This window comes from Priestia iocasae (genome assembly GCF_016909075.1).
Lineage (GTDB): Bacteria > Bacillota > Bacilli > Bacillales > Bacillaceae_H > Priestia > Priestia iocasae.
In genome coordinates this window covers 59,816-84,507 of the sequence record NZ_JAFBFC010000009.1, presented here as the reverse complement: position 1 = coordinate 84,507, position 24,692 = coordinate 59,816, and the positions used below count along the sequence as shown (strand labels likewise).

At 36.6% G+C, this 24,692-nt stretch carries 26 protein-coding genes and 1 pseudogene; 5 read left to right on the top strand and 22 right to left on the bottom strand.

The features are described from left to right. The 7 genes and pseudogenes from JOC83_RS18570 to JOC83_RS18540 form a co-directional block, all read right to left on the bottom strand. Positions 1–1,167: pseudogene (locus JOC83_RS18570) on the bottom strand (hypothetical protein); the annotation flags it as partial. Positions 1,168–1,550: 383 nt separating this feature from the next. Beyond that, entirely contained in the window at positions 1,551–2,159 is a 609-nt protein-coding gene (gene ytpR, locus JOC83_RS18565) for a YtpR family tRNA-binding protein (protein WP_205188875.1), read from the bottom strand. Then, positions 2,156–2,971: a DUF1444 domain-containing protein gene (locus tag JOC83_RS18560; protein ID WP_205188882.1), complete on the bottom strand. Its 816-nt coding sequence runs from the start codon at positions 2,969–2,971 to the stop codon at positions 2,156–2,158. The genes ytpR and JOC83_RS18560 overlap by 4 nt, the downstream gene beginning before the upstream one ends. Positions 2,972–3,016: 45 nt before the next feature. Next, a complete protein-coding gene (locus tag JOC83_RS18555; RefSeq protein WP_205188874.1) occupies positions 3,017–3,334 on the bottom strand; it encodes a thioredoxin family protein in 318 nt (105 codons plus the stop codon). 1 nt (position 3,335) lies between these two features. Further along, on the bottom strand, positions 3,336–4,352 hold the full coding sequence (locus JOC83_RS18550) for a PTS sugar transporter subunit IIC (RefSeq protein ID WP_205188873.1): 1,017 nt from the start codon (positions 4,350–4,352) through the stop codon (positions 3,336–3,338). An 88-nt stretch (positions 4,353–4,440) separates the two neighbouring features. Continuing rightward, positions 4,441–4,968 (bottom strand): DUF84 family protein, encoded by a 528-nt coding sequence (locus JOC83_RS18545; protein ID WP_205188872.1) that lies wholly within the window; start codon positions 4,966–4,968, stop codon positions 4,441–4,443. A 161-nt stretch (positions 4,969–5,129) separates the two neighbouring features. Further along, positions 5,130–6,203 (bottom strand): M42 family metallopeptidase, encoded by a 1,074-nt coding sequence (locus JOC83_RS18540; RefSeq protein WP_205188871.1) that lies wholly within the window; start codon positions 6,201–6,203, stop codon positions 5,130–5,132. Between the two features lie 165 nt (positions 6,204–6,368). On the opposite strand from JOC83_RS18540, the gene JOC83_RS18535 reads away from it, so the two are divergent. Further along, positions 6,369–6,674, top strand: coding sequence for a peptidase (locus JOC83_RS18535; protein WP_205188870.1), 306 nt, complete (start codon positions 6,369–6,371; stop codon positions 6,672–6,674). On the opposite strand, the gene JOC83_RS18530 is transcribed toward JOC83_RS18535, so the two are convergent. Together JOC83_RS18530 and trmB are read right to left on the bottom strand one after the other, a co-directional pair. After that, positions 6,664–7,506 carry a YtnP family quorum-quenching lactonase gene (locus JOC83_RS18530; RefSeq protein ID WP_205188869.1) on the bottom strand — a complete coding sequence of 281 codons (843 nt, stop codon included), beginning with the start codon at positions 7,504–7,506 and terminating at the stop codon, positions 6,664–6,666. The two genes, JOC83_RS18535 and JOC83_RS18530, sit on opposite strands and share 11 nt — an antisense overlap. A gap of 186 nt (positions 7,507–7,692) precedes the next feature. Beyond that, complete coding sequence (trmB, locus tag JOC83_RS18525; protein WP_205188868.1) at positions 7,693–8,331, bottom strand: tRNA (guanosine(46)-N7)-methyltransferase TrmB; 639 nt, start codon at positions 8,329–8,331, stop codon at positions 7,693–7,695. Positions 8,332–8,472: 141 nt separating this feature from the next. Between trmB and JOC83_RS18520 the strand changes: the two genes are divergently transcribed. Beyond that, positions 8,473–8,751 (top strand): YtzH-like family protein, encoded by a 279-nt coding sequence (locus JOC83_RS18520; protein ID WP_205188867.1) that lies wholly within the window; start codon positions 8,473–8,475, stop codon positions 8,749–8,751. A 15-nt stretch (positions 8,752–8,766) separates the two neighbouring features. Here the strand turns inward: JOC83_RS18520 and JOC83_RS18515 are convergent, their stop codons facing one another. The 6 genes from JOC83_RS18515 to thpR form a co-directional block, all read right to left on the bottom strand. Beyond that, positions 8,767–9,558 carry a phosphotransferase family protein gene (locus tag JOC83_RS18515; RefSeq protein WP_205188866.1) on the bottom strand — a complete coding sequence of 264 codons (792 nt, stop codon included), beginning with the start codon at positions 9,556–9,558 and terminating at the stop codon, positions 8,767–8,769. A 311-nt stretch (positions 9,559–9,869) separates the two neighbouring features. Then, positions 9,870–12,020, bottom strand: coding sequence for a type I pullulanase (gene pulA / locus JOC83_RS18510; protein WP_205188865.1), 2,151 nt, complete (start codon positions 12,018–12,020; stop codon positions 9,870–9,872). Between the two features lie 224 nt (positions 12,021–12,244). Continuing rightward, positions 12,245–13,201, bottom strand: coding sequence for a nuclease-related domain-containing protein (locus tag JOC83_RS18505; RefSeq protein WP_205188864.1), 957 nt, complete (start codon positions 13,199–13,201; stop codon positions 12,245–12,247). 24 nt (positions 13,202–13,225) lie between these two features. Beyond that, positions 13,226–13,912: an LrgB family protein gene (locus tag JOC83_RS18500; RefSeq protein WP_205188863.1), complete on the bottom strand. Its 687-nt coding sequence runs from the start codon at positions 13,910–13,912 to the stop codon at positions 13,226–13,228. Beyond that, positions 13,909–14,301: a CidA/LrgA family protein gene (locus JOC83_RS18495; protein WP_338038947.1), complete on the bottom strand. Its 393-nt coding sequence runs from the start codon at positions 14,299–14,301 to the stop codon at positions 13,909–13,911. The genes JOC83_RS18500 and JOC83_RS18495 overlap by 4 nt, the downstream gene beginning before the upstream one ends. A 53-nt stretch (positions 14,302–14,354) precedes the next feature. After that, positions 14,355–14,918 (bottom strand): RNA 2',3'-cyclic phosphodiesterase, encoded by a 564-nt coding sequence (gene thpR, locus JOC83_RS18490; protein WP_205188862.1) that lies wholly within the window; start codon positions 14,916–14,918, stop codon positions 14,355–14,357. Positions 14,919–15,078: 160 nt separating this feature from the next. On the opposite strand from thpR, the gene cysK reads away from it, so the two are divergent. Further along, entirely contained in the window at positions 15,079–16,011 is a 933-nt protein-coding gene (cysK, locus tag JOC83_RS18485) for a cysteine synthase A (protein ID WP_338038946.1), read from the top strand. 70 nt (positions 16,012–16,081) lie between these two features. Here the strand turns inward: cysK and JOC83_RS18480 are convergent, their stop codons facing one another. Next, positions 16,082–17,323 (bottom strand): MFS transporter, encoded by a 1,242-nt coding sequence (locus JOC83_RS18480; protein ID WP_338038945.1) that lies wholly within the window; start codon positions 17,321–17,323, stop codon positions 16,082–16,084. Positions 17,324–17,404: 81 nt separating this feature from the next. Continuing rightward, positions 17,405–18,814 (bottom strand): dipeptidase PepV, encoded by a 1,410-nt coding sequence (pepV, locus tag JOC83_RS18475; protein ID WP_205188860.1) that lies wholly within the window; start codon positions 18,812–18,814, stop codon positions 17,405–17,407. Positions 18,815–19,303: 489 nt separating this feature from the next. Between pepV and JOC83_RS18470 the strand changes: the two genes are divergently transcribed. Next, complete coding sequence (locus JOC83_RS18470; RefSeq protein ID WP_205188859.1) at positions 19,304–19,525, top strand: DeoR family transcriptional regulator; 222 nt, start codon at positions 19,304–19,306, stop codon at positions 19,523–19,525. A 107-nt stretch (positions 19,526–19,632) separates the two neighbouring features. Here JOC83_RS18470 and JOC83_RS18465 read toward each other — a convergent pair whose 3' ends face one another. Then, on the bottom strand, positions 19,633–20,352 hold the full coding sequence (locus JOC83_RS18465; RefSeq protein ID WP_205188858.1) for a pseudouridine synthase: 720 nt from the start codon (positions 20,350–20,352) through the stop codon (positions 19,633–19,635). A 155-nt stretch (positions 20,353–20,507) separates the two neighbouring features. Then, positions 20,508–22,151 (bottom strand): putative polysaccharide biosynthesis protein, encoded by a 1,644-nt coding sequence (locus JOC83_RS18460; RefSeq protein WP_205188857.1) that lies wholly within the window; start codon positions 22,149–22,151, stop codon positions 20,508–20,510. A 213-nt stretch (positions 22,152–22,364) separates the two neighbouring features. Between JOC83_RS18460 and JOC83_RS18455 the strand changes: the two genes are divergently transcribed. After that, complete coding sequence (locus JOC83_RS18455; protein ID WP_205188879.1) at positions 22,365–23,636, top strand: BaiN/RdsA family NAD(P)/FAD-dependent oxidoreductase; 1,272 nt, start codon at positions 22,365–22,367, stop codon at positions 23,634–23,636. A gap of 76 nt (positions 23,637–23,712) precedes the next feature. On the opposite strand, the gene JOC83_RS18450 is transcribed toward JOC83_RS18455, so the two are convergent. The 3 genes from JOC83_RS18450 to JOC83_RS18440 all read right to left on the bottom strand — a co-directional run bounded on the left by JOC83_RS18450 (position 23,713) and on the right by JOC83_RS18440 (position 24,614). Next, the gene (locus JOC83_RS18450; RefSeq protein ID WP_205188856.1) at positions 23,713–23,892 is read right to left on the bottom strand and encodes a sporulation protein Cse60; all 180 of its coding nucleotides are present in this window, start codon (positions 23,890–23,892) and stop codon (positions 23,713–23,715) included. 4 nt (positions 23,893–23,896) lie between these two features. Next, positions 23,897–24,133, bottom strand: coding sequence for a DUF2553 family protein (locus JOC83_RS18445; RefSeq protein ID WP_205188855.1), 237 nt, complete (start codon positions 24,131–24,133; stop codon positions 23,897–23,899). A 169-nt stretch (positions 24,134–24,302) separates the two neighbouring features. Next, positions 24,303–24,614 (bottom strand): rhodanese-like domain-containing protein, encoded by a 312-nt coding sequence (locus tag JOC83_RS18440; protein WP_205188854.1) that lies wholly within the window; start codon positions 24,612–24,614, stop codon positions 24,303–24,305. Positions 24,615–24,692 lie beyond the last annotated feature (78 nt).

The window sequence follows — 24,692 nt, the reverse complement described above, 5'->3', positions numbered from 1 at the left end:
TTGTACAGAACTAGCCGGTTCTGTATCACTTTGCTGTTCGATATATTCATCTACATAGCTCTCTTCTACAGCTTGTTCTAAGCTTGCTGATTCTTCTAATGGCTGGGACTCTACTATTTGTTCAGGTTCAAAAGCTACCTCTTCCTGTTCAACTGCTGACTCGTCGACTTGTTTCTGATTTCGGCGAAAGAACGCATCTAACTCATCATCGTACTCTTCGTACGTTGAAGGAAATTCTGAGATCGACTCTTCCACTGTTTGAGTATTTTCAGATAACGTTTCTTCAGCTTCTTGATGATAGTAAGGAGAACTAGTAGATCCTTCATCATTTCTTAAATATCCTTCATCCTTACGATTAACATCTTCGTAAAAAAGCTCGACATTCTCCTGTACGACCTTTTCATTTTTCTCTTCATGATACTCTACAAATGAATGATTATTTTCCTCTTTTAACAAATTCAAATCACGATTTAAGTTAGAACTGGCTTCATATTGATCTATGAATCTATGATTGTCTTCCATTGTCTGAACAGTATCTTCGTCGTACAATGAACTTTCTTGATAGTCGCTGCTACTAAACGTTTCACTTTCTCCCAATGAAAGTGAAGATAGAAGCTCATATTCTACTAGTTCTTCACGTTGTAAAGAGGCGGGTGTTGTATTTGATGGCCTTTGCTTAAATCCATAAATCGGTGAAGGGACTTCTGTCGGTCTAAATGGCTTTGTACGCACTTCCTTTTTAGGAGGAGGCGATGGTTGTTGAATTTTTATTTCTTTCGGTTCCCTTATTTGCTTTACTTCTTCAACAATATGAGGAAGGGTGTTTCGTGTTTCCGTTTTGTCCACTGAGGTTGAAGCATGTCGTCGAGCTGATCTCCTTACTGGACGATCGCTTATCTCTTCATCAGATATAAGAGGAAAACGAAACTTCCCTTGTGGATAATGATAGACCACTTTTGCTTCTATTTCTTTTGCTTCTTCCTTGTTCGCTACATGAATGGACGGCTTTGGTGTTTTCTTCATTTGCGAAGTAGGTTTTTGTTCATGTTGTTGATTAACCTTATCATTATGTAAAGGGACTTCTTCTATCTTCCCATCTTCTTTTTCAACAATCTCTTTAACTTCATACCCTAACAGATAATCCATTGCTTTACGGATCCAACTCATCGTTATCACTCTTTCTATTTGTCCATTTTTTACACATATGTGTAAATCTTTGTTCTTTGTTCACTTCATTTTACCATTTATTCTTTAACCCGTTCTATATAATCCAAAACTGTAAGAAATAGCTAATAGCAAAAGCAATATTTAAAATCCATGTTTATGTGTATGTTGTTAGTTTTCAACTATCTTCTCTACATGCAACAATCCATCCACAAGTTTATATACAGAATAACTATACATCGTATGATTATAATCCAAAAACCACTAGTATATATACTAGTGGTTTGTTATTTTATCAAATTTTCACAAGAAGATGCAATTGATTTCGGTGAAATGTAATGCTTGAAATGTACATGTAAACGAAATCATTTCAAATGGACTAGTTCTTATTTTTGAAAGAATGAACTTCCTACTTCATAATCATCTGGTAAAACTAAGATTCCTTTTTCTTGAGGAGCGTCCGGTAAATCTAATTCTTTTGCCGAACAAATCATTCCTGAAGAAGCAACACCACGCAGCTCAGCATCTTTAATAACAAGACCGCTTGGCATAACAGCACCAACTTTTGCTACGACTACTTTTTGATTAGCTTCTACATTTGGAGCTCCACATACAATCTGAAGTGTTTCAGTCCCCACATCTACTGTACAAATACTTAATTTGTCTGCATTAGGATGCTTTTCTCTTTCTTTTACAAATCCTACAACGAACTTTGGTGACAAATCAACTTCAATTACTTCTGAAAATCCGCTCGCTTCGATGATAGCATTAACTTGTGCCACAAGTTCCTCTGTTACATCGATTAGGCCGTTCCCTTCAATGCTCATATGTTGTGATAAATGAAAGATATTATAGCCTACTGTTTCGTTTGTTTCTTTATCAAAAACACGTGCTACGTCACCGTTACGCTCAAACGTTTTGTTTTCTTTATTAGTGTCTTTGATGGCTACAATTAATGTATCGCCGATGCCTTGTTTGTTGTAAAAAATGTTCATTTTTTATCCCTTCCTTGTTCATGTTTACGATTTTTTCCGAGAATAAAGATTGGCTCTAATTCGTTATGCTCATATAAAAAAGACAATGCTGTAATTGGCACACGACCACTCGCAAAGAAGCTCATTGTCATTTGCGCTAAAACATCATAGCCTGTCTCATTTTGAATATCTGCAATAATTAAGACGTCTTGATGAGGTACGGCTACAGCCATTGTACCTTGTATATCCTCTTCCATCTTTTTTAAGAAGGATTCATTTAAAATGCGACTTGCATCATATCCATCGTTGCTATTCACAAAATAAAAGACACTCCCGGCAACTGTATCTTTTTTGACGGAAACCGAAAGAGAACGAAGATTAAATGCTGCCATTTCACGAATAGCTTCAAAAGAAAGCTCCTCTTTTTTTAGCCACTCTTCATCAATTAAACGATATGTATTACCTAAATCTAGTGCATAATAAATTCGCGTTTCAGCAGTATGTTCATCAAAAATAAGATTTCGTTCATCATTTGTTTTGGTCGGAAAAGATGTAGAGCGAATAACTGGATAAATCCGCTTTTCTTGCCCTGTTAATTGTTGCTGTTCATTCATCACTTGGAGAGCTTCTCTTATATAATATATCATCTCATCAAGAGCTGCTTCCTTTTTTTCTTCCCATTTTCCAATTAAGCCAGGGATCGAAACATTCAATCCTTTTTTCGTTTGTTTATGTTCGACCCTTAATGTATCTTTTTCTCGATCATAGGTAAAAGACCAATTTTCATCATCGAGACGTTCTTGCAACATTTTTCTCATTTTTTGACTATTCATCTTCAAATCACTAGACGCCTCCTTTGGTAAAAGTCCTTTATCTTCTTACTTCGATAAACCATTTAAAAATTCATTAATTTGTTCTTTCGTTTTACGCTCTTTGTTTACATATCGACCAATTTCTTCTCCGTCTTTGTAAGCAATAAAGCTTGGAATACCAAACACATCTAACTCTATACATAGATCAATAAATTTGTCGCGATCTACATAATAAAACGTGTATTCAGCATGCTCTTCCATGACTTCTGGTAAAATTGGTTCGATCACACGACAATCTGGACACCAATCTGCTGAGAACATCATAATATGCTTGCCACTTTGAATCACTTCTTTATATTGTTCAATCGTTTCTAACTTTTTCATCTTATTTTCCTCCTAATTCAATCTTTAGATCACCTTTTTTGATCCAATTATTTTTTCGCATCCACTCTGACACACCTAGGCTTATAACGGCTGGTCCTACAAAGTGAAGTACTACTACTTTTAGTAAGATCGACATTGAAAAGCCCATCGTCGTAAATGTCATAATTTGTCCAACAAAGCCACTTGTTCCCATACCAGCACCCGCAGCATTGTTACTCATATCAAACCATACTGTTGCTATCGGTGCAAGTATCATACCTGCAACGGTCGGTGGAATAAGTATAACTGGATTTTTTATAATATTAGGTACTTGTAACATAGATGTACCAGCACCAATGGCTACTAATCCTCCTACACCGTTTTCACGATAACTACTTACTGCAAAGCCTATCATTTGTGCACAACAACCTACCGTTGCTGCGCCTGCTGCAACTCCTTCTAAATTTAACATAAGTGCAATTGCAGCACTTGAAATAGGAGCGGTCAAAGCAAGCCCCATCAGTGTTGCAATAATAATTCCCATAATAAAAGGTTGTTGCTCGGTTGCCCACATAATGACTTCACCAATTGACGTCATAAATATATTAATAAGTGGACCTAATGAAATGGCTACTAAATAACCTGATAGAATCGTTACAAACGGCGTGACAATAATGTCTACTTTCGTTTCTTTACTAACAAGCTTTCCTACCTCTGTCGCTACTAAAGCTGCAATAAAACTTCCAGCTGGTCCTCCTAATGATGCGCCTGCTGCACCACTAACAATCGTCGCAAATAAAACAAGGGGTGGAGCTTTTAGTCCATATGCGACTGCAGCACCAATTGCTGGCCCCATTAAACTCATACTTAACTGCCCCAACTCTACAAAGAGTGTAAAGCCTAACTGCTCGCCAATTGTTTTAACAATAAGTCCGATAATAAGGGAAGAAAAAAGACCAAGGGCCATGTATGTAAGCCCTTCAACAAAGTAAACTTTAGAAGATAAAGTCACACCTTTTCTATGTAAAAATTGTTTCATCTTGTTCACCTTTACAATTAAATTTTCCATACTTATAAGTTCTTTTTTATCATAACCATTTTAAAATCATTCATAACCTTCATAACTTCTAAGACTCGTTTTGCTTGCTTTGAAATTGATATTGTCCATATAGCATTTCAACAATATGAGTAAACATTTTCGTTCGATTCACCTGACCATTTGTAAAGATACCAATGGCGCCTTCTTTCTGCCGAACATTCATTTTCTTTGTATAGCTGTCCATCACTTGCGCTAGTTCAACGCCCTCTTTTTGCAATGCTTCAGCAATCTCGGCTGGCAATAAGATTCGCGCACCACCTGCGATAATAGGCTTTTTAATACTAGAACTAACGAGAGCACCCCAGTTACAAAGAAAAAGTCCATCATGTGTTTCTACTACTCCACCTTCTAGGCCAATTCCTATATGCGCATTTCCTGCTTGACGTGCTGCTTCAGCTCGATTAATAGCCCCTTTTATTGTTTCATCATCTGAGAAAGGTTGAGCAGACACACCTGAGTCTACTTTTACTGGCCAAAAAGAAGCTCCCTCTGTACGTATAGCTTGTTCTACCGCATTTACTTTTGTAGGGTTTGTCGTCCCAATTCCAATTCTCATAGAGATTTTCTCCTTTTTAATCACATTTCTTTATGACTTCTCCTACATACTTTATTAAACAGATGAACAACAAGAAATCGCCCTTTTCTGTAAATAGAAGGACGATTTCTATATAAGTATAAAGGATTAAACCGTGACATGGAACCTATAACAACTCTTTATTAAACATTTTGTTTAATTGTATTAACCGTTGTTTGATCAGATGCCTTTACTAATTTAATCAACAATTCTTTTGCAGCTGCATAATCATCAATGTGAATAATAGAAGCATGTGTATGAATATAGCGCGAGCAAATACCAACCACCGCAGATGGAACTCCTTGATTAGATGTATGAACACGACCAGCATCTGTTCCACCTTGTGATACAAAATATTGATACGGAATGCTATGCGTTTCTGCTGTATCAAGTACAAATTCTCTCATACCACGATGAGTGACCATTGAGCGATCTAAGATTCGTAGCAATGCTCCTTTTCCTAACTGACCAAATGCATGTTTATCTCCTGACATATCGTTAGCTGGACTTGCATCTAATGCATAGAAAAGGTCAGGGTTAATCATATTAGCTGCAGATTGTGCTCCACGTAATCCTACTTCTTCTTGAACCGTAGCACCTGAGTAAAGAATGTTAGGAAGCTTGTCATCTTTTGTTTCTTTTAACAGCTCGACAGCTAGCCCACATCCATAGCGATTATCCCACGCTTTTGCCATAATCTTCTTCTCATTAGCCATCGGTGTAAATAAGCAAACAGGAACAATCTGATCTCCTGGCTTGATGCCCATTTCTTTTACTTCTTCTTTGCTATCCGCACCTACATCGATTAACATGTTCTTAATATCCATTGGCTTATTACGTTGTGCATCCTCTAATAAATGAGGAGGGATAGAAGCGATCACTCCTACGACTGGCCCTTTGTTCGTAATGACTTGAACACGCTGTGCTAATAACACTTGACTCCACCAACCACCTAATGGCTGAAAACGAAGCATTCCCTTGTCAGTAACCGCCGTCACCATGAATCCTACTTCATCCATATGACCAGCAACCATAATTTTAGGCCCAGTTTTATCTCCATACTTTACACCGAATATACTTCCTAAACCATCTTGAATCATTTCATCTGCATGCGGCTCTAATTGTGAACGCATAAAAGCGCGAACTTGATGTTCATTTCCAGGTGCTCCTGGAAGCTCGGTTAACGTTTTAAACAGCGTTAATGTTTCTTGATTCATTTGAACTCTCCTTTATGTATGTATCTTTTTACATTTTATCTAAAATATAAAATGCTTTCCACTATTCAGACAGATAGATGCTCTTACTTAACAAAGGCTCTATAATTTTGTATACTTTCTTTATAAGAATAAAACTATGATGAGATAAAAAGGAGAGTAATAAACATGAAATGGACGCACGTTGCTACAGGATTCGCACTTGGATTTGCTAGCGCTTACATGATTCAAAAAAACAAATCATCATTATCATCGACCGAAGCTCTTCAATTAGTCAAACAAGCATTTAAAAGGAATGGATCGATTGACGGTTCCTGGATTCAAACGTCTTCTAAGCTTCATCAAGCTCAAGGTCTAACATTTGAAGGCTATAACGGTGGAATCATTCGTACAGTTGACAACCAACAAGAACATTATGAGTTTTTTGTTGATAAAGCAAGCGGTGCTATTATTGATTTAAAACTTATTTCTTAATCGTTAACTGCTCAGTTATTTCTCCTGAATGGTTCCATTTCAACGCACGATAGATTGCATCATGATAAAAGCTCAACCAAGCTCCTTGTTTCATCGCAAATGATAACCATGTTTGCTTTTGTTCAATAGAGGTCATAGGATAATCATCATACGCCATCACCCAAAGTACATTTTGATGGGCATGTGTTGGAAGAAGGTCTCCCATATGGACTAACGTTTCTCCATCACTTTCGATAACAACGACTGCATGTCCATCGCTATGTCCTCCTGTATGATACATCTTAACGCCATCTACTACTTGTATCTCACCAGTAAAAGGAACAACTTGCTTAGCAATTGCTTCCCAGTTTTCTTTCCAATACGTGTTTTTGGAGCGAATGTTAGGATTTCTCATTTCTTCCCATTCTACATCTGTTACAATAATTTTGGCATTTTTAAACGCTGATACAACGCGTCCACCTTCGATTGTTGTTAATCCCGAAGCATGATCAAAGTGCATGTGAGTCATGAGAATGATATCAATATCTAATGATGTTAATCCCAATTTATTTAGAGATTCGTCCACTGAAGACTCTTCGTTTACACCGAAATTACGCTTTTGTTTCTCTGTTAACTTTCCTTTTCCAAGACCCGATTCAATTAAAATGTTTTTACCACCGGTTTGAATTAAAATAGGATCTGCTCTTAACCTAATTTGATTCTTCTCATTCACATCATACTTTTTTGACCACAATGCCTTTGGCACAACGCCAAACATGGCCCCACCATCTAGATTGTTTTCTCCACCTTGCAGCCAAGTTAATGTTATTTTACCTATCATTAACGCTTCCAATTCATTCACCCCCACTTGTGTTATGTTTATTTTAACATCTATTAATTGAAAAATTCAAAATTTTTCATCTACTACTTCATCTTTGATATGTATTCATGACGAAAAAAAGAATGTAAAAAAGCTGAGTTTAAATGGTCATTTACTGACCATTTAAACTCAGCCTCTTCCTGTCAGTTTAAGGAGTAATTACTGATATTTGGCTTCACAACGATAAATGCGTTGTCCTTTTCGAGAAAATCTCTCTTCATACTCAGTCATGACATTTCCTTCAAAGTCGCTATTGTGTAAGTCTAAGCTCACATACTTTAGTAACATTCCATACTCAGAAAAACTTGTCAATGAATATTCAAACAGTCCTTGGTTATCCGTTTTAAAGTGAATTTCTCCTTGATTAATCAATAAGTCTTCATAAAGCTTTAAAAACGTTTTATAAGTTAAACGACGCTTTGCATGTCGAACTTTTGGCCATGGATCTGAGAAATTCAAATAGACTTGACTTACATCGCCCTTAGCGAAATAATCTCCTAGCTCGCTTGCATCAACATTTAATAAACGAAGGTTTGGTAAATCTTCTTCAATCAATTTGTCTAGGGCGCTTACAATCACACTTTTGTATAGCTCAATTCCGATATAATTAATATGAGGATTTTGCTTTGCCATCCCTACTAAAAATTGGCCTTTTCCTGTTCCAACCTCAATATGAATAGGGTGATCATTCTCAAACACTTCCTGCCATTTGCCTTTATATTCTGCTGGATTTGCAATGATATACTGCGGATAAGAGTCCAACCTCTCTTGCGCTCCTGGTTTATTACGTAATCGCATGTTGACACCTCATTTTAATTAGTGATTTCCTTTTATAAAAGTAAAAACGAAAAGCCGGTTACAATTAACCGACGCTCAATATGAATAATTGTATTTACAAAGAAAAAGATAAGAACATGACATTTGAAAGGATGTGGCCTTATGCCTTTGAGTTATCAAAATCAAATGGACATGCTAAAAGATATTTTATCGAATCATCAAAGTGATTGTTGTGGAACAGTAGCGGAATGTGAACAAGTAGAAAGACTTATCAAGTCAATGCTTGCAACAGGCTTTCAAAGTGAACAAATGACAAGTACACTGCAACACGTATACGAATACACACAAGCAGCTAAAAATTGTCAACATTTAGATCAGCATATCCAAACAAATCAACAAAATTTATCTCAGTGGGTAAGTGAATTAACAACTTTATCATGAGTACAGGGAAATGAATCATTCGGGATGGATTTTATTGATTAATTGACTTAAATAATCCTCCCATTGCTTCATTTCCTCTTCCTCTTTTTTCGTACGATACCAATGAATTAATAAAATGGTTTGACTGACGACGTACCACTTCATTCGCCTTTCTAGACTTTCTGTTAATTCCACTCCGTAATCCTTTAACCATTTCTCCCATTCAGACGGACGAATATACCAATAAAGCAGTAGACCAATATCAATAGCTGGATCTGCAATCATCGCTCCATCCCAATCAATCAAATAAAGTTGCTCATCTTCTCCTAATAGCCAATTATTATGGTTGACATCACAATGACAAACAACGTAACGATCCGTACGAATATAAGGTAATTCTTTTTGCAAATAGCGAATGCTTTTTTGAATCGTAGGATGAGAAATCATTGTTTTATCCACTTGCGTATAAATGTCTGTTAATACTTGTTCTGGTAATAAGGGAGTTTTACCAAGTCGCTTTAACATACCTAATAGCTCTTTAGAATGATGGATTTTGCTTAATAACTGAGTGACTTTTTCACTATTCATATCTACTGGCTTTAACTCTCGACCATTAAGCCAATGCTGAGCCGTAATGACGTCTCCATTTTCCATCCGCCTTGTCCAGACAAGCTTAGGAACAATCCCTTCTGCAGATAACACGGCTAAAAATGGAGAAGAGTTGCGCTTTAAGAAAAGTCTACGATCTTTAAACTTTGCAAAGTAAGCATCTCCTGTTGCTCCACCTGCAGGAATGATTTCCCATTCACTTCCCAATATATGTTCCAACCAATTCACCTTCAATTTCAACACACACATTTCATTTAAAAATTTGAATGCTTCATTTATACTTCTTTGAGATGTTCAAAGAAATAGGAGGGCTATGCCTTTTCGTAATGATTATAATTCCTTTTATAGTAAAATAACATTCACTTTGCTTACTTATGATCATTAACTATTTTTCTCATTGTTCTTCGATAACGATAAAAATTATTTCTATTACAAATAAAAAAGACAGCTATTGAGGACACATCTATCAACAGCTATCCTTTATAAATATTATCCTCATCTCTCTTTTTTCGTCAAGTAGGCGAGAATAATTACTTTTGAAATAAAACAAGGACGCTTATAGGTGCTATATTTATGACGTTGCCCTCAATATAAGCATACCCATCAAAGTCTACTTTCATATCACTTACAGCTACATGCCAACCTTCTTCTTCAAGAATCAGATTCTGTGGCTCTAAATCATTATTAAATGCAACAATGATGTTTTTCCAAGGTCCAAATTTAGAAACATTCGTCAGTTTATACGCGACAATACAGTCATTTGAATCCACAAAAGATAAATGCTCACGAATTAGCGAAGTAGACGGCAATCGAAAGGCTTGGTGATGCTTTCGTAGTGAAATTATTTCTTTAATATAATGAACATCTTCATCATACTCATAACATCGATCCCAATCTAACGCATTAACTGAATCTGGCGCATTATAACTATTCTCCATCCCATTTTTTGTACGATAAAATTCTTGACCACTATGAAGAAATGGAATACCTTGAGACAGCAACACCATCATGGTTCCTAAACGATGACGTTTTCTTAGAATATCATCACTTTCATGTTCGTTGCATCGTTTTAGTTTATCCCATGTTGTGTGATTATCATGTGATTCAATATAATTAATGGTTTGATAAGGCTCTTTAAATAAATACTTTGAGCCCTTTTCATAGGAAACGCTACCTGCAATGGATTGTTTTACTTCTTCTTTCTTATGATGATGACCTGCAATAAAACCACGGTCGTACAAATTAAACGTACTTCCTTTAATGGAATCTCGAAAGCGGTCATTAAAAAAGCCGACTACAGGTAAATGATGGGCGTTGTGAATGATTGCTTTTTCATCATATGGTAAAGGTGTGTTCAAATCCCATCCTTCTCCAAAAAGAATGACCGTTGAATCCACTTCATCTATTTTTTGTCGAACACATTTCATCGTTTCAATGTCTAAAATCCCCATTAAATCAAAGCGAAATCCGTCCACACCATATTCCCTTAGCCAATATTCAATGGAATCCACAATGAATTTTCGAGCCATAAATTTCTCTGATGCAAAGTCATTTCCTACTCCTGTTCCATTAGAAGGCATCCCAAATTGATCGTGGCGAAAAAAATATCCTGGAACAATTTTTTCAAAGCTAGACTCCTCTCTAATATAAACATGGTTATATACCACATCTAAAATGACACGTAAGCCATTTTTTTGTAATGTCGAAATCATGTCTTTAAGCTCTATAATACGTGCATAAGGATTATGAGGATCAGAGGCATAGCTTCCTTCTGGGGCATTAAAGAATAAAGGGTTGTATCCCCAGTTATATGACTTTTTTGGATTTAACTCATCTACGCCATCAAAGTCATTGACAGGCATTAATTCCACATGTGTGATTCCTAGTTCTTTTAGATAAGAAAGTCCTGTTTTGATTCCATGCTTGCTTTTAGTTCCTTCTTCCACGACGCCTAAATACTTGCCTTTTTCACTAATGCCACTGCTTTCATGTATAGAAAAATCTCGTACATGCATTTCATAAATGACTGCATCTGTTAGCGCACTAAAAGATGGCTTTGTAGGCTTGGAAGTCGCTGTTTTAGCTAGATCAATAATTACTCCATATTCACTATTCGGTGTCAATGCCACTGCATAAGGATCTACTGCTTCTCGCCAAATTCGATTAACACATACAAGAAACGCATAGTGATAACCTTCTCTTTCTTCTCTTTCTGTCAATGTCCAAACACCACGTTCTATACGTTCCATCTCCTTGATTGAAACCTCGTTAGTCTCAGGATGAACAACCTTTACTTTTACTTGTGTAGCAGTAGGCGCCCACACTCGAAACATCGTTTCCTGAGAGTCATAGGTTATTCCAAGGTCTTTTCCTTCATAAGAAAATGAATGATCAAATTCATCTGTTCGAATCACAGCACCAATTTGTAAATCCGTTGTTGCGCCATGCTCTTCTTTTATCTCATAAGACTCACCAATTCCAACAGGTTCAGAAAAGGTACATTCGTATTTTATATGCTCTTCTAAAGAAACAGTTTGAATGATTTCTAATTCTTGCGTAGAATGTGAATGAATTAAGTTAAAAGCGTTTGATTTACCTTCATGATAGGATTTAGGTATTAATATCGTTATGAGATCCATTTTATCTAAGTAAGCCTCAAATGTTCTTTTTATATATGGCACAAACTCTTCACCCCTCGTTTAAAGTTGCCGACAACATAAAGGTAGTTATTACCTTATTATACTTAAACAGTAAGCGCTTATATCTTCATCATATGTAAAAACTTGAAAGGATGAAAACGCTTTTTCACCTTCTACTATTTATAACCTATATTTTTGTTTACAACACCTATGTAACGAATGGAACTTTTCTACAACCACCTATATAAAAAAGAACGGAGTTTCATTTAACTCCCTTCTTCTTCATGATCCTCTCGCGCTACATATGTAGCTTGACTGTGCTGTAATAAAACCTGAGCAGCTTTTAATTGGTTATATTTTAAAGGAAACGAGTTACCCCTTAATTGCTGAAACCACGAATCATAATTACGTTGATCAATAAATGTAATACCATAAGGAGGTGCCGGACAATCAATATACCCAGTACGAGACAATATCACCTTTTTAATAGGTAACTCAATTTTATTCGCTTCATATAACTGACTCACGATTTTCTCCATCCTATTTAGTCCAATGAGAGGGTTTAATACTTTTTTCTTTTCTTCTCCAATTCGCTCATTCCAAAACCGCTCTTTTGAATATTGAAATACAGACCCGCTTCTTCCCTCTATCATTGAAATACACCATGTTTCCGTTGGACCGATAAGAATGATTTCAACTTCAACAGGAGCCTTCTTTACGATGAAAATAGGTTTATACATCACTAAGTATGTATCAGGAAAACGCTGCAAGAAATATTTTAACGTTTGATCATAGTAAAATTCACGTTCCACTTTTGAACATTCCCACAATGTTGAACTTGCCCATTTCATCTGAAACTGAAAAACATTCTCCAAAAAAAGCAACTTTAAATCATCAATGGATTTAGGTTCCGTTGTAAATAAAGAAAGAGATTGTTCAAGAGAGGAGTCTTCCACTTTTTCTTCTACTGATAATATGTCCTCTGCTTTTTCTTTTTTCAAGAAATCTCTTACTGTTTTAAGAAAGGAACGCTTTGAATCATTCTTTTCTTCGCTATTCTCCTCTATAGTTGATGAAAAGGCAAAATGAATTTCCCCTCTTTGAAACGATTCCTTCACATAATTCCAATTTTTCTTTTTTAACTGAATGAAACGAGCTGGATATTGATACGTATCTTTTTCATATCTAGATACATAGTCTTGAAGCTTAATAAGCTGAGCCATAATTGTTTAATCTCCTAATCTAAATTACAAAATCCATTGAATCAAAATTGGACATAGCATCACTGTAACAATCGCACTTAACGTCATTGAAATCGAACTAATGGCTGCCGTTTCTGGACTTAATTCTAATGCTTTTGCGGTGCCAATTCCGTGAGAAGCACTTCCAAGCGCTGTACCAACACTGATATAGTGATTAATATTAAGCTTTTTTAGCAAATGCGGGCCAACCATCGCGCCTGTTATCCCTGCTACCATCACATAAACAGCCGCTAACGATGGAGATCCTTCAATGAGCATCGCAATATCCATCGCAACAGGAGATGTAACCGACTTTTGAGCAAGTGAGCGAATAACTTCATCATCTACTCTCCAGACAATCGAAAGTAGAATACCACTCACAATTCCAATCATACTCCCCATTATTACTCCACCTGCAATGGGCCATTTATAATCGACAAGTACATGTCGATTACGATATAGCGGATAAGCTAAGGCAACAACTGCAGGTCCTAGTAGCTCTTCAATCCACTTCCCACCAATCATATATGTATCATAATCAACTTGAAATAAAGATAAGGCTATCACTAAAATTAATGTACTTGTTGCAGTTGGTACAAGTACGGGTGTATACACTTTATTATAAAGTTGTTTCATACACACATAAACAATAATTGTACCAATTATATACAGAATTCCGATCCATCCATTCATAGGGAAGCTCCTTGGTCTTTAGCTTTATGTTTCTTCGTTTGTTTGTTTGAAATATATTGACTAATTCCACCTGTACTCACTAAAACAAGCAACGTACTCGTGATAACGATGACGACTGATATAAAGCCGTCTCCCTTAAAATAATCCAAGTATTGCATGACCCCTACCGTTGCCGGAACGAATAACAAAGGAAGATGTGCTAAAAGCCATGAAGAACCTTGTAAGAGCCATTTCTCCTTAATGAGTTTTGTTTGAAGCAACAAAAAAAGTAAGACCATTCCAACAATACTTCCAGGTATCGGGATATGAAAGAATTCTTGAATGTATCCGCCTAGCTTATATATGCCATACAACACCGAAATCTGAATGACAATCATTAGGAATTTCACAACTTTTCCTTCCCCCTTTACAACTGATTAAAACCTAATAAGGGCACCTTATACTATAATAAAGGGCATCTTTCAACCGCTATATATTTAGGGATATCTTTTGTATTGATTGTAAAAACAATGACCTCGTTTACTTCTATCCAACTTTCTTGCTTTGATAAAATCGGTTGATTTACATACGTTTCATGTGAAAACGGTTGTTGACCATCCCATCTCTTCGCAATCGTAACGTGAGGGTGATAGGGGCGTTTGTCTAGAGAAAAACCTAATTTTATACATAAATCATATATTTCTTTTTGCAAGGCGAGTAATGGCTGCTGACGAGAGACTTCTAAATAAACAACTCGAGGACGTTCGTTAATACCAAATAAGTTAAGCTTCCCTATTTGTAGCACAAACGAGTGATGTCTTTTTACTAGCATGGATAGCTCTTTTTTTAATTCTTTTATCTTTTCATCATGAACTGCCCCTAAAAAGGCTAAAGTAATGTGATAATCATATACATTTGTCCATACTCGAAATGGAAAATCATTTTCATGTAATGTAATAAAATCAACAGACGGCTGACTAATTGAAACTGGAATACGAATACCTATAAAATAATGTTGTTCCTTCATAAGCTTTCAGCACCCTTCTATCATCATAATACCATTATCTGTCTGACCAAAACAGTTCATACTTTTAACTAAGAAGTTGTGAATCGCTAAAGCAACTACTGCTTAAAAATCTGTAATTTGTGTTATCATATTAAAAAATCATTAATAAAGGATGAGAGATGTGAAAGTAGTTAAGAACATGGCCGATTTAATTGGACAGACTCCTCTTGTCAAACTAAATCGTCTTCAGCCTGCTGACGGTGCGTCCGTCTATTTAAAGCTTGAATTTTTCAATCCAAGTCGAAGTGTAAAAGATCGTGCTGCCTATAATATGATTATAGAAGCTGAAAAAAAAGGGTTATTACAACCTAATTCCACCATTATTGAGCCTACAAGTGGTAATACGGGTATTGGGCTAGCCATGAATGCTGCTGCAAAAGGCTATAAAGCCATTTTAGTTATGCCAGATACAATGACTCAAGAAAGAATTAACTTATTGAAGGCATACGGGGCAGAAGTTGTTCTTACACCAGGTGACGAGAAAATGCCAGGTGCCATTCAAAAAGCCCAAGAACTTACAAAGCAAATTCCTAACTCGTTTATGCCCATGCAGTTTGAAAACGAGGCAAATCCAAATGCTCACCGTCAAAGTACAGCATTGGAAATTATTGAGGCAATGGACGAAGTAGGAAAACAACTAGGTGCCTTTATTGCAACGGCGGGCACAGGTGGAACAGTAACAGGAACAGGTGAAGTATTAAAAGAGCATTATAAAGACTTAACGGTTCATGTTGTTGAGCCTGCTGGCTCGCCTGTTTTATCTGGTGGAAAACCAGGCAAGCATAAGCTTGTTGGAACAAGCCCTGGCTTTATTCCTAAGATTCTTAACCAAAATGTATATGATGAAATTATCCAAATTAAAGATGAGCAAGCCTATGAAACAGCACGTAAGCTTGCTTCTGAAGAAGGCATATTAGTCGGACCTTCATCGGGTGCTGCTTGCTTTGCTGCGATTGAGGTAGCAAAACGTCTACCTTCAGATCAAGCCGTTGTATGTATTATTTGTGATACAGGCGAGAGATATTTATCTAGTGACTTATTTGCATTTGAATAAAACGTTCCACCTAAAAAGAGGCTGAGACAAAAGGGGCAAAGAACACCCCTATTTGACTCAGCCTCTTTATTTAAGACCGTTCTTTTTGTTCTATGTTTCTTAGGAGCAAAGTGAGTGCACATCCTAGAAATGTCAGTAAACCGAAAAATCCATATACAGTTGAAGTTGTATATGTTTCTAAGATTAAGCCACCAAAAAAGGTACAAAACCAACTTCCAAGTCCATTTCCTACTGCTGCATAAATTGAAACAGCTGTCACTCTTACGTGAACAGGAGCAAGATCTCTTACATACTGAAGAGCGGCGGGAATGAATAAGCCAACGGAAAATCCTTGTGCAACAGTCGTAGCATACACTGCACCTAAAGGCGGCTCCATGAAATAAAAAAGCCAACGAACTCCAGAAATGAAGGCAGATAAAAGTAAAATGTGCAACATCCCAAATCGACTAATCCAAGCTTTTGCTACTTTCATAAACGGGGCTTCACTTCCTGCGGCAAAAAGAAAAGCTAGCCCTACGCCCGTTAACGTCCCACCAATATCAGTAATATAGAGTCCAAAATAAAAGTTGTTAGCATAAATAGGACCAAAAATTAAGAATGTAATGACTAAGAATAAGACAAACTTTGGCATTTTTACTAATTGCGACACACCGTCTCGTAAACGTACCTGCATCGTTTGACTTTCTTTTGGTAAGTATCGTGCTAGATAGGAAGCTAAAACTAGAATAATAGCAAATACATAAAAAATGACATGAAGTCCAAATACCTCAGCAAGGCGCCCTACTGTCAAAACGGATATCGCAAATCCGATAGCTCCCCACAATCGAATTGACCCATAATCACCATGTACTTTTTGTACATAATTTAATGTAATGCTATCAGAGATTGGTATTAACGAGCTTTGAAAAAAAGCAAGTAATGCCGATAACAGCACAAAGACGTAATAATCCGTTGTAAGTGAAAATAAAAAACCTGCAATTCCTGTACATAATAGTGTAATGGTTAACACTAAACGAGGCTGCTGAGTATAGTCCGAAATAATGCCCCATAAAGGCTGAGCAAAAATCATCACCACAGGACTAATTGACATAATTATTCCCACTTGTGTTCCCGAAAGCTTTACAACATCACTTAAATAAACTGATAATAAAGGAAAGAGTCCACCTATTCCGAAAAAAATAAGAAAATAATAAGAAATAAACACTACTTTCAAACTTGTTTTTTCTTTTTTTAATGCAAATTCCATCTTTGAGCCACCTATCTCTTGAAGCTTATAATGAACACCCAATTGTAAAACATACGATAAAGACATAGAGAAAGGCCACCCTTGAAAATAAAACAGTAGCGGCCTTTCTCAAATATCTTATCATAATACCCCATAAAATGGTAAAGGTTATTTTGTTAGCTCATAAAGTGCTTGTGCATAGATAGCTGTTGCTTTTAATAGATCTTCAATATACATATACTCATCTTTTTCATGTGCTACTTCCTCTCTCCCTGGAAACAGAGGGCCGAATGCTACACCTGCTTCTAATGCTCGTGCATACGTACCTCCTCCAATGGAAAGAAGCGTTGCCTCCTCACCCGTTTGTGCTGAATACACGTGTTGTAAAGTTTTAACTAGATGATGATTTTTATCAACATGATGAGGTTTTGAATTCGAAAAATGTTCAACCTTGATACCATATGGTTCATTCTTTTCTTTTATGATGCTCATGATGCTTTCACTGTTCGCTGTAACTGGATATCGCATATTGACGCCTAATTTCCCGCCATTATCACTTGTATAAGAGAGGATCCCTACATTCATTGTCAAGCTTCCTGTAATCTCATCACTGTATGAAACACCTAATTTATCACCCGTACAGTCTTCCACAAAGTAGTTCTGTACGTACTTAATAAATTGCTGTGCTTGATCATCTAGGTGTTGTGTATGTAAAAATTCACTTAGGAGTAGTCCCGCATTTTTCCCTTTTTGTGGCACACTACCATGAGCAGATACACCTGTAAGCTCCAGAACCATTAAGTTTCCTTCTGAAGAGACACTTCCACTAACTTGTTTGTCTTGTAAAAACTTCTCAAAGGCACTTTTTAGCTGGTTTTCTTCCTCATGATGTTCAATCGTTGCTTGAGCAAAGTCAGGAACCATGTTATAACGACGACCAGAGCGTAATTCTTTTAAAATCGTCGTCTTAGTAGTAGAGATCTCTGTCGGCGCTTGAACGAGATCAAAGTCAGCAATTCCTTTTTCAGCATAAATAAGCGGAAAATCTGCATCAGGTGCAAAGCCCATTGTCGGCATTTCTTCGTGCTCAAAGTAATGATCTACACATCTCCAGTTGCTTTCCTCATCAGTTCCAATAATCATACGAATCCGTTTGTTGATTGGTAGTTCTAGGTCATTTACAATCTTCATTGCATAATAAGCAGCCATCGTTGGACCCTTATCGTCGATGGCTCCACGCGCAAAAATCTTCCCGTCTTTTATCTCTGCACCATACGGTTCCACTGACCACCCGTCTCCTTCTGGTACAACATCAACATGACAAAGTACACCAACAAGATCATCACCTTGACCCATTTCAATATGTCCAGCGTAACCATCAACGTTTTTAACTTGGAACCCGTCTTTTTCTCCTTTATTTAATAAAAACTCAAGTGCTTGTTGAATTCCTTCACCGAATGGCGCATTTTCACCAGCACGTTCTTCTAAAACACTTTTAATGCGTAAAAACTGTTGAGTTTGCTCAATAATTTCTGCTTCTCTTTTTTTTACTTCTTCCATCCAATTAATCTTTGTCATCACTTGAACTCCTTTACATCGTCATATTACTACCAAATGTACCATAATTAAGCTCTTAAAAAAACAATAGCAGCATATTCATTGAGGTTTGATGCAATAAAAAGAAGGGAAGGAGAAGAAATGAAATTAGAATGGGTATAAAACGTCATCTACTTTGTCAAATGCTACCTTACAGACAAGTATAGAAAGATAGCTGCCTTAGATGAAAATTTACTTAATGAAAGTTATTTGAAAATAATCTTAAAATTTCATTCTAATTATTCTGATTATTTTATACAATAACTATATACCTAAAAAAAAGAAGGGAGATGTTACAAAACCTTTACATAAAGTTATCTATTTATGTAAATATTATGTTAATTCAGGTTTTTCACTTTCAATTTCCACTATAATTTGTGTACAATAGGAACAAGGACTGAAACAGTGCTTGACACCTGAGATTTATTCTGAAATTTTTGCTATGCGAAAAACGAATAAGGAAGTGGTCTTTTGAAGCCTTCAACAAATCGAATGCTAACTCGTATCAAAGCGATCTACATGTTCATTCGTTCGAATGGAACAGTCACTACACAAGAACTTGTTGACGAATTTGGTATTACCCCACGAACCATTCAACGAGACTTGAACGTGTTAGCATACAATGATTTAGTTCGCAGCCCTAGTCGTGGCAGTTGGACGACTACGAACAAGAAGGTCAGGATGTCATCCTAGTTACATTTGCAATGAAGAAACAACTATAGAGATAAACGTGAAATTGTTCACTTAAACGTGAAATAGAAAAAGGAACCTTATGATTCGGTTCCTTTTTTTTCGATTACTTATTTATTTCGATGTTGCTTCAATAAATCTACTTCCTCTTCCGTTAGCTCACGATACTCCCCTAGCTCTAAGCTTTCGTCTAACGGTAGTGGCCCCATTGAAATTCGTTTTAAATAGATTACTTTCTTCCCTACTGCTTCAAACATCCGCTTCACTTGATGAAACTTTCCTTCTGTAATCGTTAGCTCAATTTCTGATTCTGTGTCTGCTTTTAAAATGTTAAGCTCTCCTGGCTTTGTTTCATACCCATCATCTAGCGTTACTCCTTGCTTAAACGCGTCGATATCTTCTTGGGTAACAGGTGCGTTAATAATCGCAAAATACGTCTTAGGTACATGTTTTTTAGGAGATAAAAGTTGGTGTGACAATTGACCATCATTTGTCAAAAGCAGCAACCCTTCTGTATCTTTGTCGAGACGTCCAACAGGAAAGGGGTTGTACACCGCATCTTCAATCTCTAATAAATCCACCACTGTCTCTTGTCGAAAATCCTCTGTTGCTGATAAAACCCCAGGTGGCTTGTTCATCATTAAATAAATAAACTCTTTATATGACACCGGCTCACCATGTACAGTTATTTCTTGCTTATTAGGATCAATATGTGTTTTCGCTTCTTTAATAAGCTCGCCATCTACTTTCACGGCTCCGGACTTTAACAACCCTTTAATTTCTTTTCGACTACCATATCCAATGTTTGATAATAACTTATCAACTCGCATGTTTAAACCTCCTATCACTAACCAAAATGAGCGCTGAAAAAAGCTCCTCATTCGACTCAGCTCAGCGCAACCCTTCCCTTTAAAATTCCAAACAAAGGGTAAGAATTTTTCCTTCTTTTCTTTACTTCACTAATTGATGGTACAGCCTCATTTTGTTATGAACTTTGTGGCTTCTTTCTTAAAATCTTTCGTTGAATGATATTCGTAATCCGATTGCCCATGACTTTTTGCAAAAGTTCTGAGCGATACGCAATTACAAAGTAAATCACTCCACCAATAGCTGTTCCAATTAGAGTGATGACAGCTGCTTGTAAGCGACCTTCTTCATACATAAAGAAAAAGCTCATCACATACTGAGTAGCTTTTACACTGACTCCCATCACCACTGCGAAAATAATCATTAGCATAGCTCTTTTCATTAGAGTCCGATGCTCATATCTTCCATGCTTTTTAATCATATAAAATGTGTAAGCAATGGAAACAAAATACCCAAGGCCTGTTGCAAGAATTGATCCAACCTCATGGAATAGCATAATGAATGGCATGTTACAGACGATTTTTACAATTAATCCAAACCCTAGACTAATCACAGCGTATTTTTGCTTGTTAATCCCTTGAAGGATGGCAGCATTTACTGTAAAGAATGAAAATAACAAAGCAATAGGTGCATAGACGCGTAGAATATGTCCACCCGCTTCAACTGCTTCTACACCGAAAAAGAATCCATATGCTGGATATGCTAGAACAAACAAACCAATGACTGCAGGTAATACTAGAAAGATAATGGTTTGATACGTCTGATCAATTTGTTTTTGTAGAACATGATAATCTTTATTCATATACGAACTTGTAATAGTTGGGACAAGTGTTAAGCCAAACGCTGTCGCAAGTGATACTGGAATCATTACAAGCTTTGGTACATATGTTTGAACAATTCCATACATAGATTCCGCGACTTCTTTTTGTCCAGCTGCAATCATTGCTTTGTTAAATGTAAACTGATCCACAAACTGATACAACGGGATAGCTAAACCGACAAACACAAATGGTAAAGCGTACGTAAATAATTCTTTAAACATCGTTACGGTCGAAATACGTGTAGGCGTCACACTTTGTTCAAGTAATGCATCTAAATGCGGCTTTCTCTTTTTCCAATACCATAGTAAGACGGCTAGACCACCTAATGCACCTACAAAAGCAGCAAAGGTTGCAAAACCAACTGCAGTGGCAATGCTTCCTCCTAACACTTTAATAACAATATACGTAGAAGCTAATAAAAAAACGATGCGCACGACTTGCTCAATAACTTGAGACACGGCTGTTGGCCCCATAGATTGATGACCTTGAAAGAACCCTCTCATCAGACTCATCATTGGGACGATAAGAAGGGCAACGCTCACCATACGCATAACCATGACAACATCTTCCAATGAGTTCTCTAAGTTATTGCTTCCCAACGTCGCCTTTGCAATAATAGGAGCAGCTGAATACAGAAACACAAAAGCTAAAAAGCCAGTGAGAAGCATTAGTTTCATTCCAGATCGGAACATCCTGCGGCTTGTATGATAATCTCCTATGGCATTATATTTTGAAACAAACTTTGACACAGCCATTGGAACACCAGCGGTAGCGATACTTAAGTAAATGGTGTATTGCACATATCCATATCCAAATAAGGCTCCGCCTACTGTGCCGACAAGGGCGGAAAATGGAAATAAATAAATCATCCCTAAAATACGTGATATGTACGTACCAAGTGTTAAAATAAAAGTTCCTCTTAATAGCTTTGAATCTGACATGGATTTGCCTCCAATATTCGATGTTACCTCTCGATAATAGTAATAAGATTGAAAATAAGCAAGTTGCAGTTTACAATTAAGAGCGCTTTAGTAAAAACTAAGCCATAGCTCACTATTTTATACAATTCTTTAGATTTTGTCAGTTTTTAAACAAAAATTTCTCTGTGTAAAAAGAACGCAAAGAAAAAAGGATAAATGAAAGTCGGTGAAATGATGACATATGATGTTGTTGTAATTGGTGGCGGCCCTTCTGGATTAATGGCGTCCATTGCCGCTGGAGAATCTGGAGCAAAAGTGTTATTGCTCGATAAAGGAAACAAGCTTGGACGAAAGTTAGCCATATCTGGCGGAGGACGTTGTAACGTTACGAACCGCTTACCAATCGAAGAAATTATTAAACACATTCCAGGAAATGGACGATTCTTATATAGTGCTTTTTCTATTTTTAGTAATGAAGATATTATTCGCTTCTTTGAAAAATTAGGCATTCAACTAAAAGAGGAAGACCACGGTCGCATGTTCCCTGTAACAGATAAAGCCCAATCGGTTGTAGATGCTTTGATTGGAGAATTAAAAAGACGCAAGGTGGATATTCGCACAAATACACCTGTCAAAAAAGTGGAGTATGTAGATGGAAAAGTTTGCGCTGTTCACTTACAAAATGGAGAAAGAATCGAAACTAAAAGTGTCATTATTGCTGTAGGTGGAAAATCAGTCCCACATACTGGTTCGACTGGAGACGGCTATAAATGGGCGCAAGATGCTGGACATACAATTACAGAACTTTATCCAACAGAAGTACCGATTACATCAAACGAGTCTTTTATTAAAGAAAAAGTCATGCAAGGTCTCTCATTAAGAGATGTAGGCTTAAGTGTGTTGAATAAAAAAGGAAAACCCATTATTACCCATAAAATGGATATGATTTTTACGCATTTTGGAATATCAGGTCCAGCTGTTCTTCGCTGTAGTCAATATGTGGTAAAAGAGCTTAAAAAACAAAAAAGCTCCTCGGTTACGATGAGCATTGACGCCTTTCCTGATAAGAATGAGGAAGTCATCTTTCAAGAATTAGTGAAGATAACAAAAGAAGAGCCAAAAAAAGCGTTTAAAAATGTAGTAAAAGGATTTTTACCTGAGCGTTACCTGTTATTTTTAATTACGCTTGCTCAAATTGATGAACAAGCAACGGCTGGGCAAGTTCCTCATGATCAACTGCGAGAGTTTGCAAAGCTGTGTAAACGATTTGAATTTCAAGTAAATGGGACTCTCTCAATTGACAAAGCATTTGTTACAGGTGGAGGTGTATCTGTAAAAGAAGTGCACCCAAAAGAAATGGGTTCCAAGTTCATGAATGGCCTGTACTTTTGTGGAGAAGTACTAGATATTCACGGATACACAGGAGGCTACAACATTACATCTGCACTCGTAACAGGACGACTCGCTGGACTAAATGCAAGTGTATACGCTAAAGATTCATACTAGAAATAGACATAAAGACGGATAAAAGCAAGACATGTTTCTTGCTTTTATCCGTCTTTTTCGTCTGTTAGTAAGTTTGTTAATCTCGATAAATAACCATGGCCGAAAAGCAGTAAACCTGCTCTTCTCGATCAAAAGCAGTAGAGATTTGATATTTAATATCAATCACTTGATCACCTGATAGCGTTTTCAAAAATCGATTCATCGCTACTTCTAAATCTTTTTCATGTTCTTTATCAAATAATTTCACTTGCACCAATACGCTAACACCATCCTAGATCACAATCTTCCACATACGGGGGTACGTTTTCTTCGCAATTAATTAATTTCAATATTTTATTATCTTCATAGGCGTAGCCTTCATGTAGGTCGTATTCCTTTCCTTCTTCCGATAATATAACTTTGCCAATACATTCTGTGTGAAAGTAAAGCTCTACACAATCTTCTCTAATTTTTGCATACACCCTTTCTGTCACGTCCATAATATGGAACATACTCATACGTATCCCCTCCCTTAATTAAGAATATTCAGAAAAATAATATTCATGAATATCTAGTAAAATAAACATGTTAAAAAGTATAACCATTTAATGAGTTATCTAAAAATTCAACAAACAAAAAAGCCTCAGCATTTATCCTGCTGAAGCTTCCTTTTCCACTAACGTCAGGTTACTTATTTACAACGTCTCCTTGCCACTCTAACATTCCACCAACCATGTTTCGAACTTTATAGCCTTGATCTTGCAAGTATAAGCATACATTTTCACTACGACGACCCGAACGACAAATAAAGATATATTCCTTTTCTTTATCAAAGTAATTCAAGTTATTTGGAATTTCACCCATTTTGATATGTTTTGCATGAGCAATAATTCCTTCTTCTACTTCTTCGTCTTCACGTACATCGACTAAATAAAGTTCTTCACCATTTTCAATCTTCTTTTGAAGCTCTTCAGTTGTAATCAATTTAACTTCTGACATAAAAATCATTCCTTTCAATCTTATCTTTGTATTATTTTATCAGATAAAGAACTCCGAAAGCTACCTTCACCCTTTTTT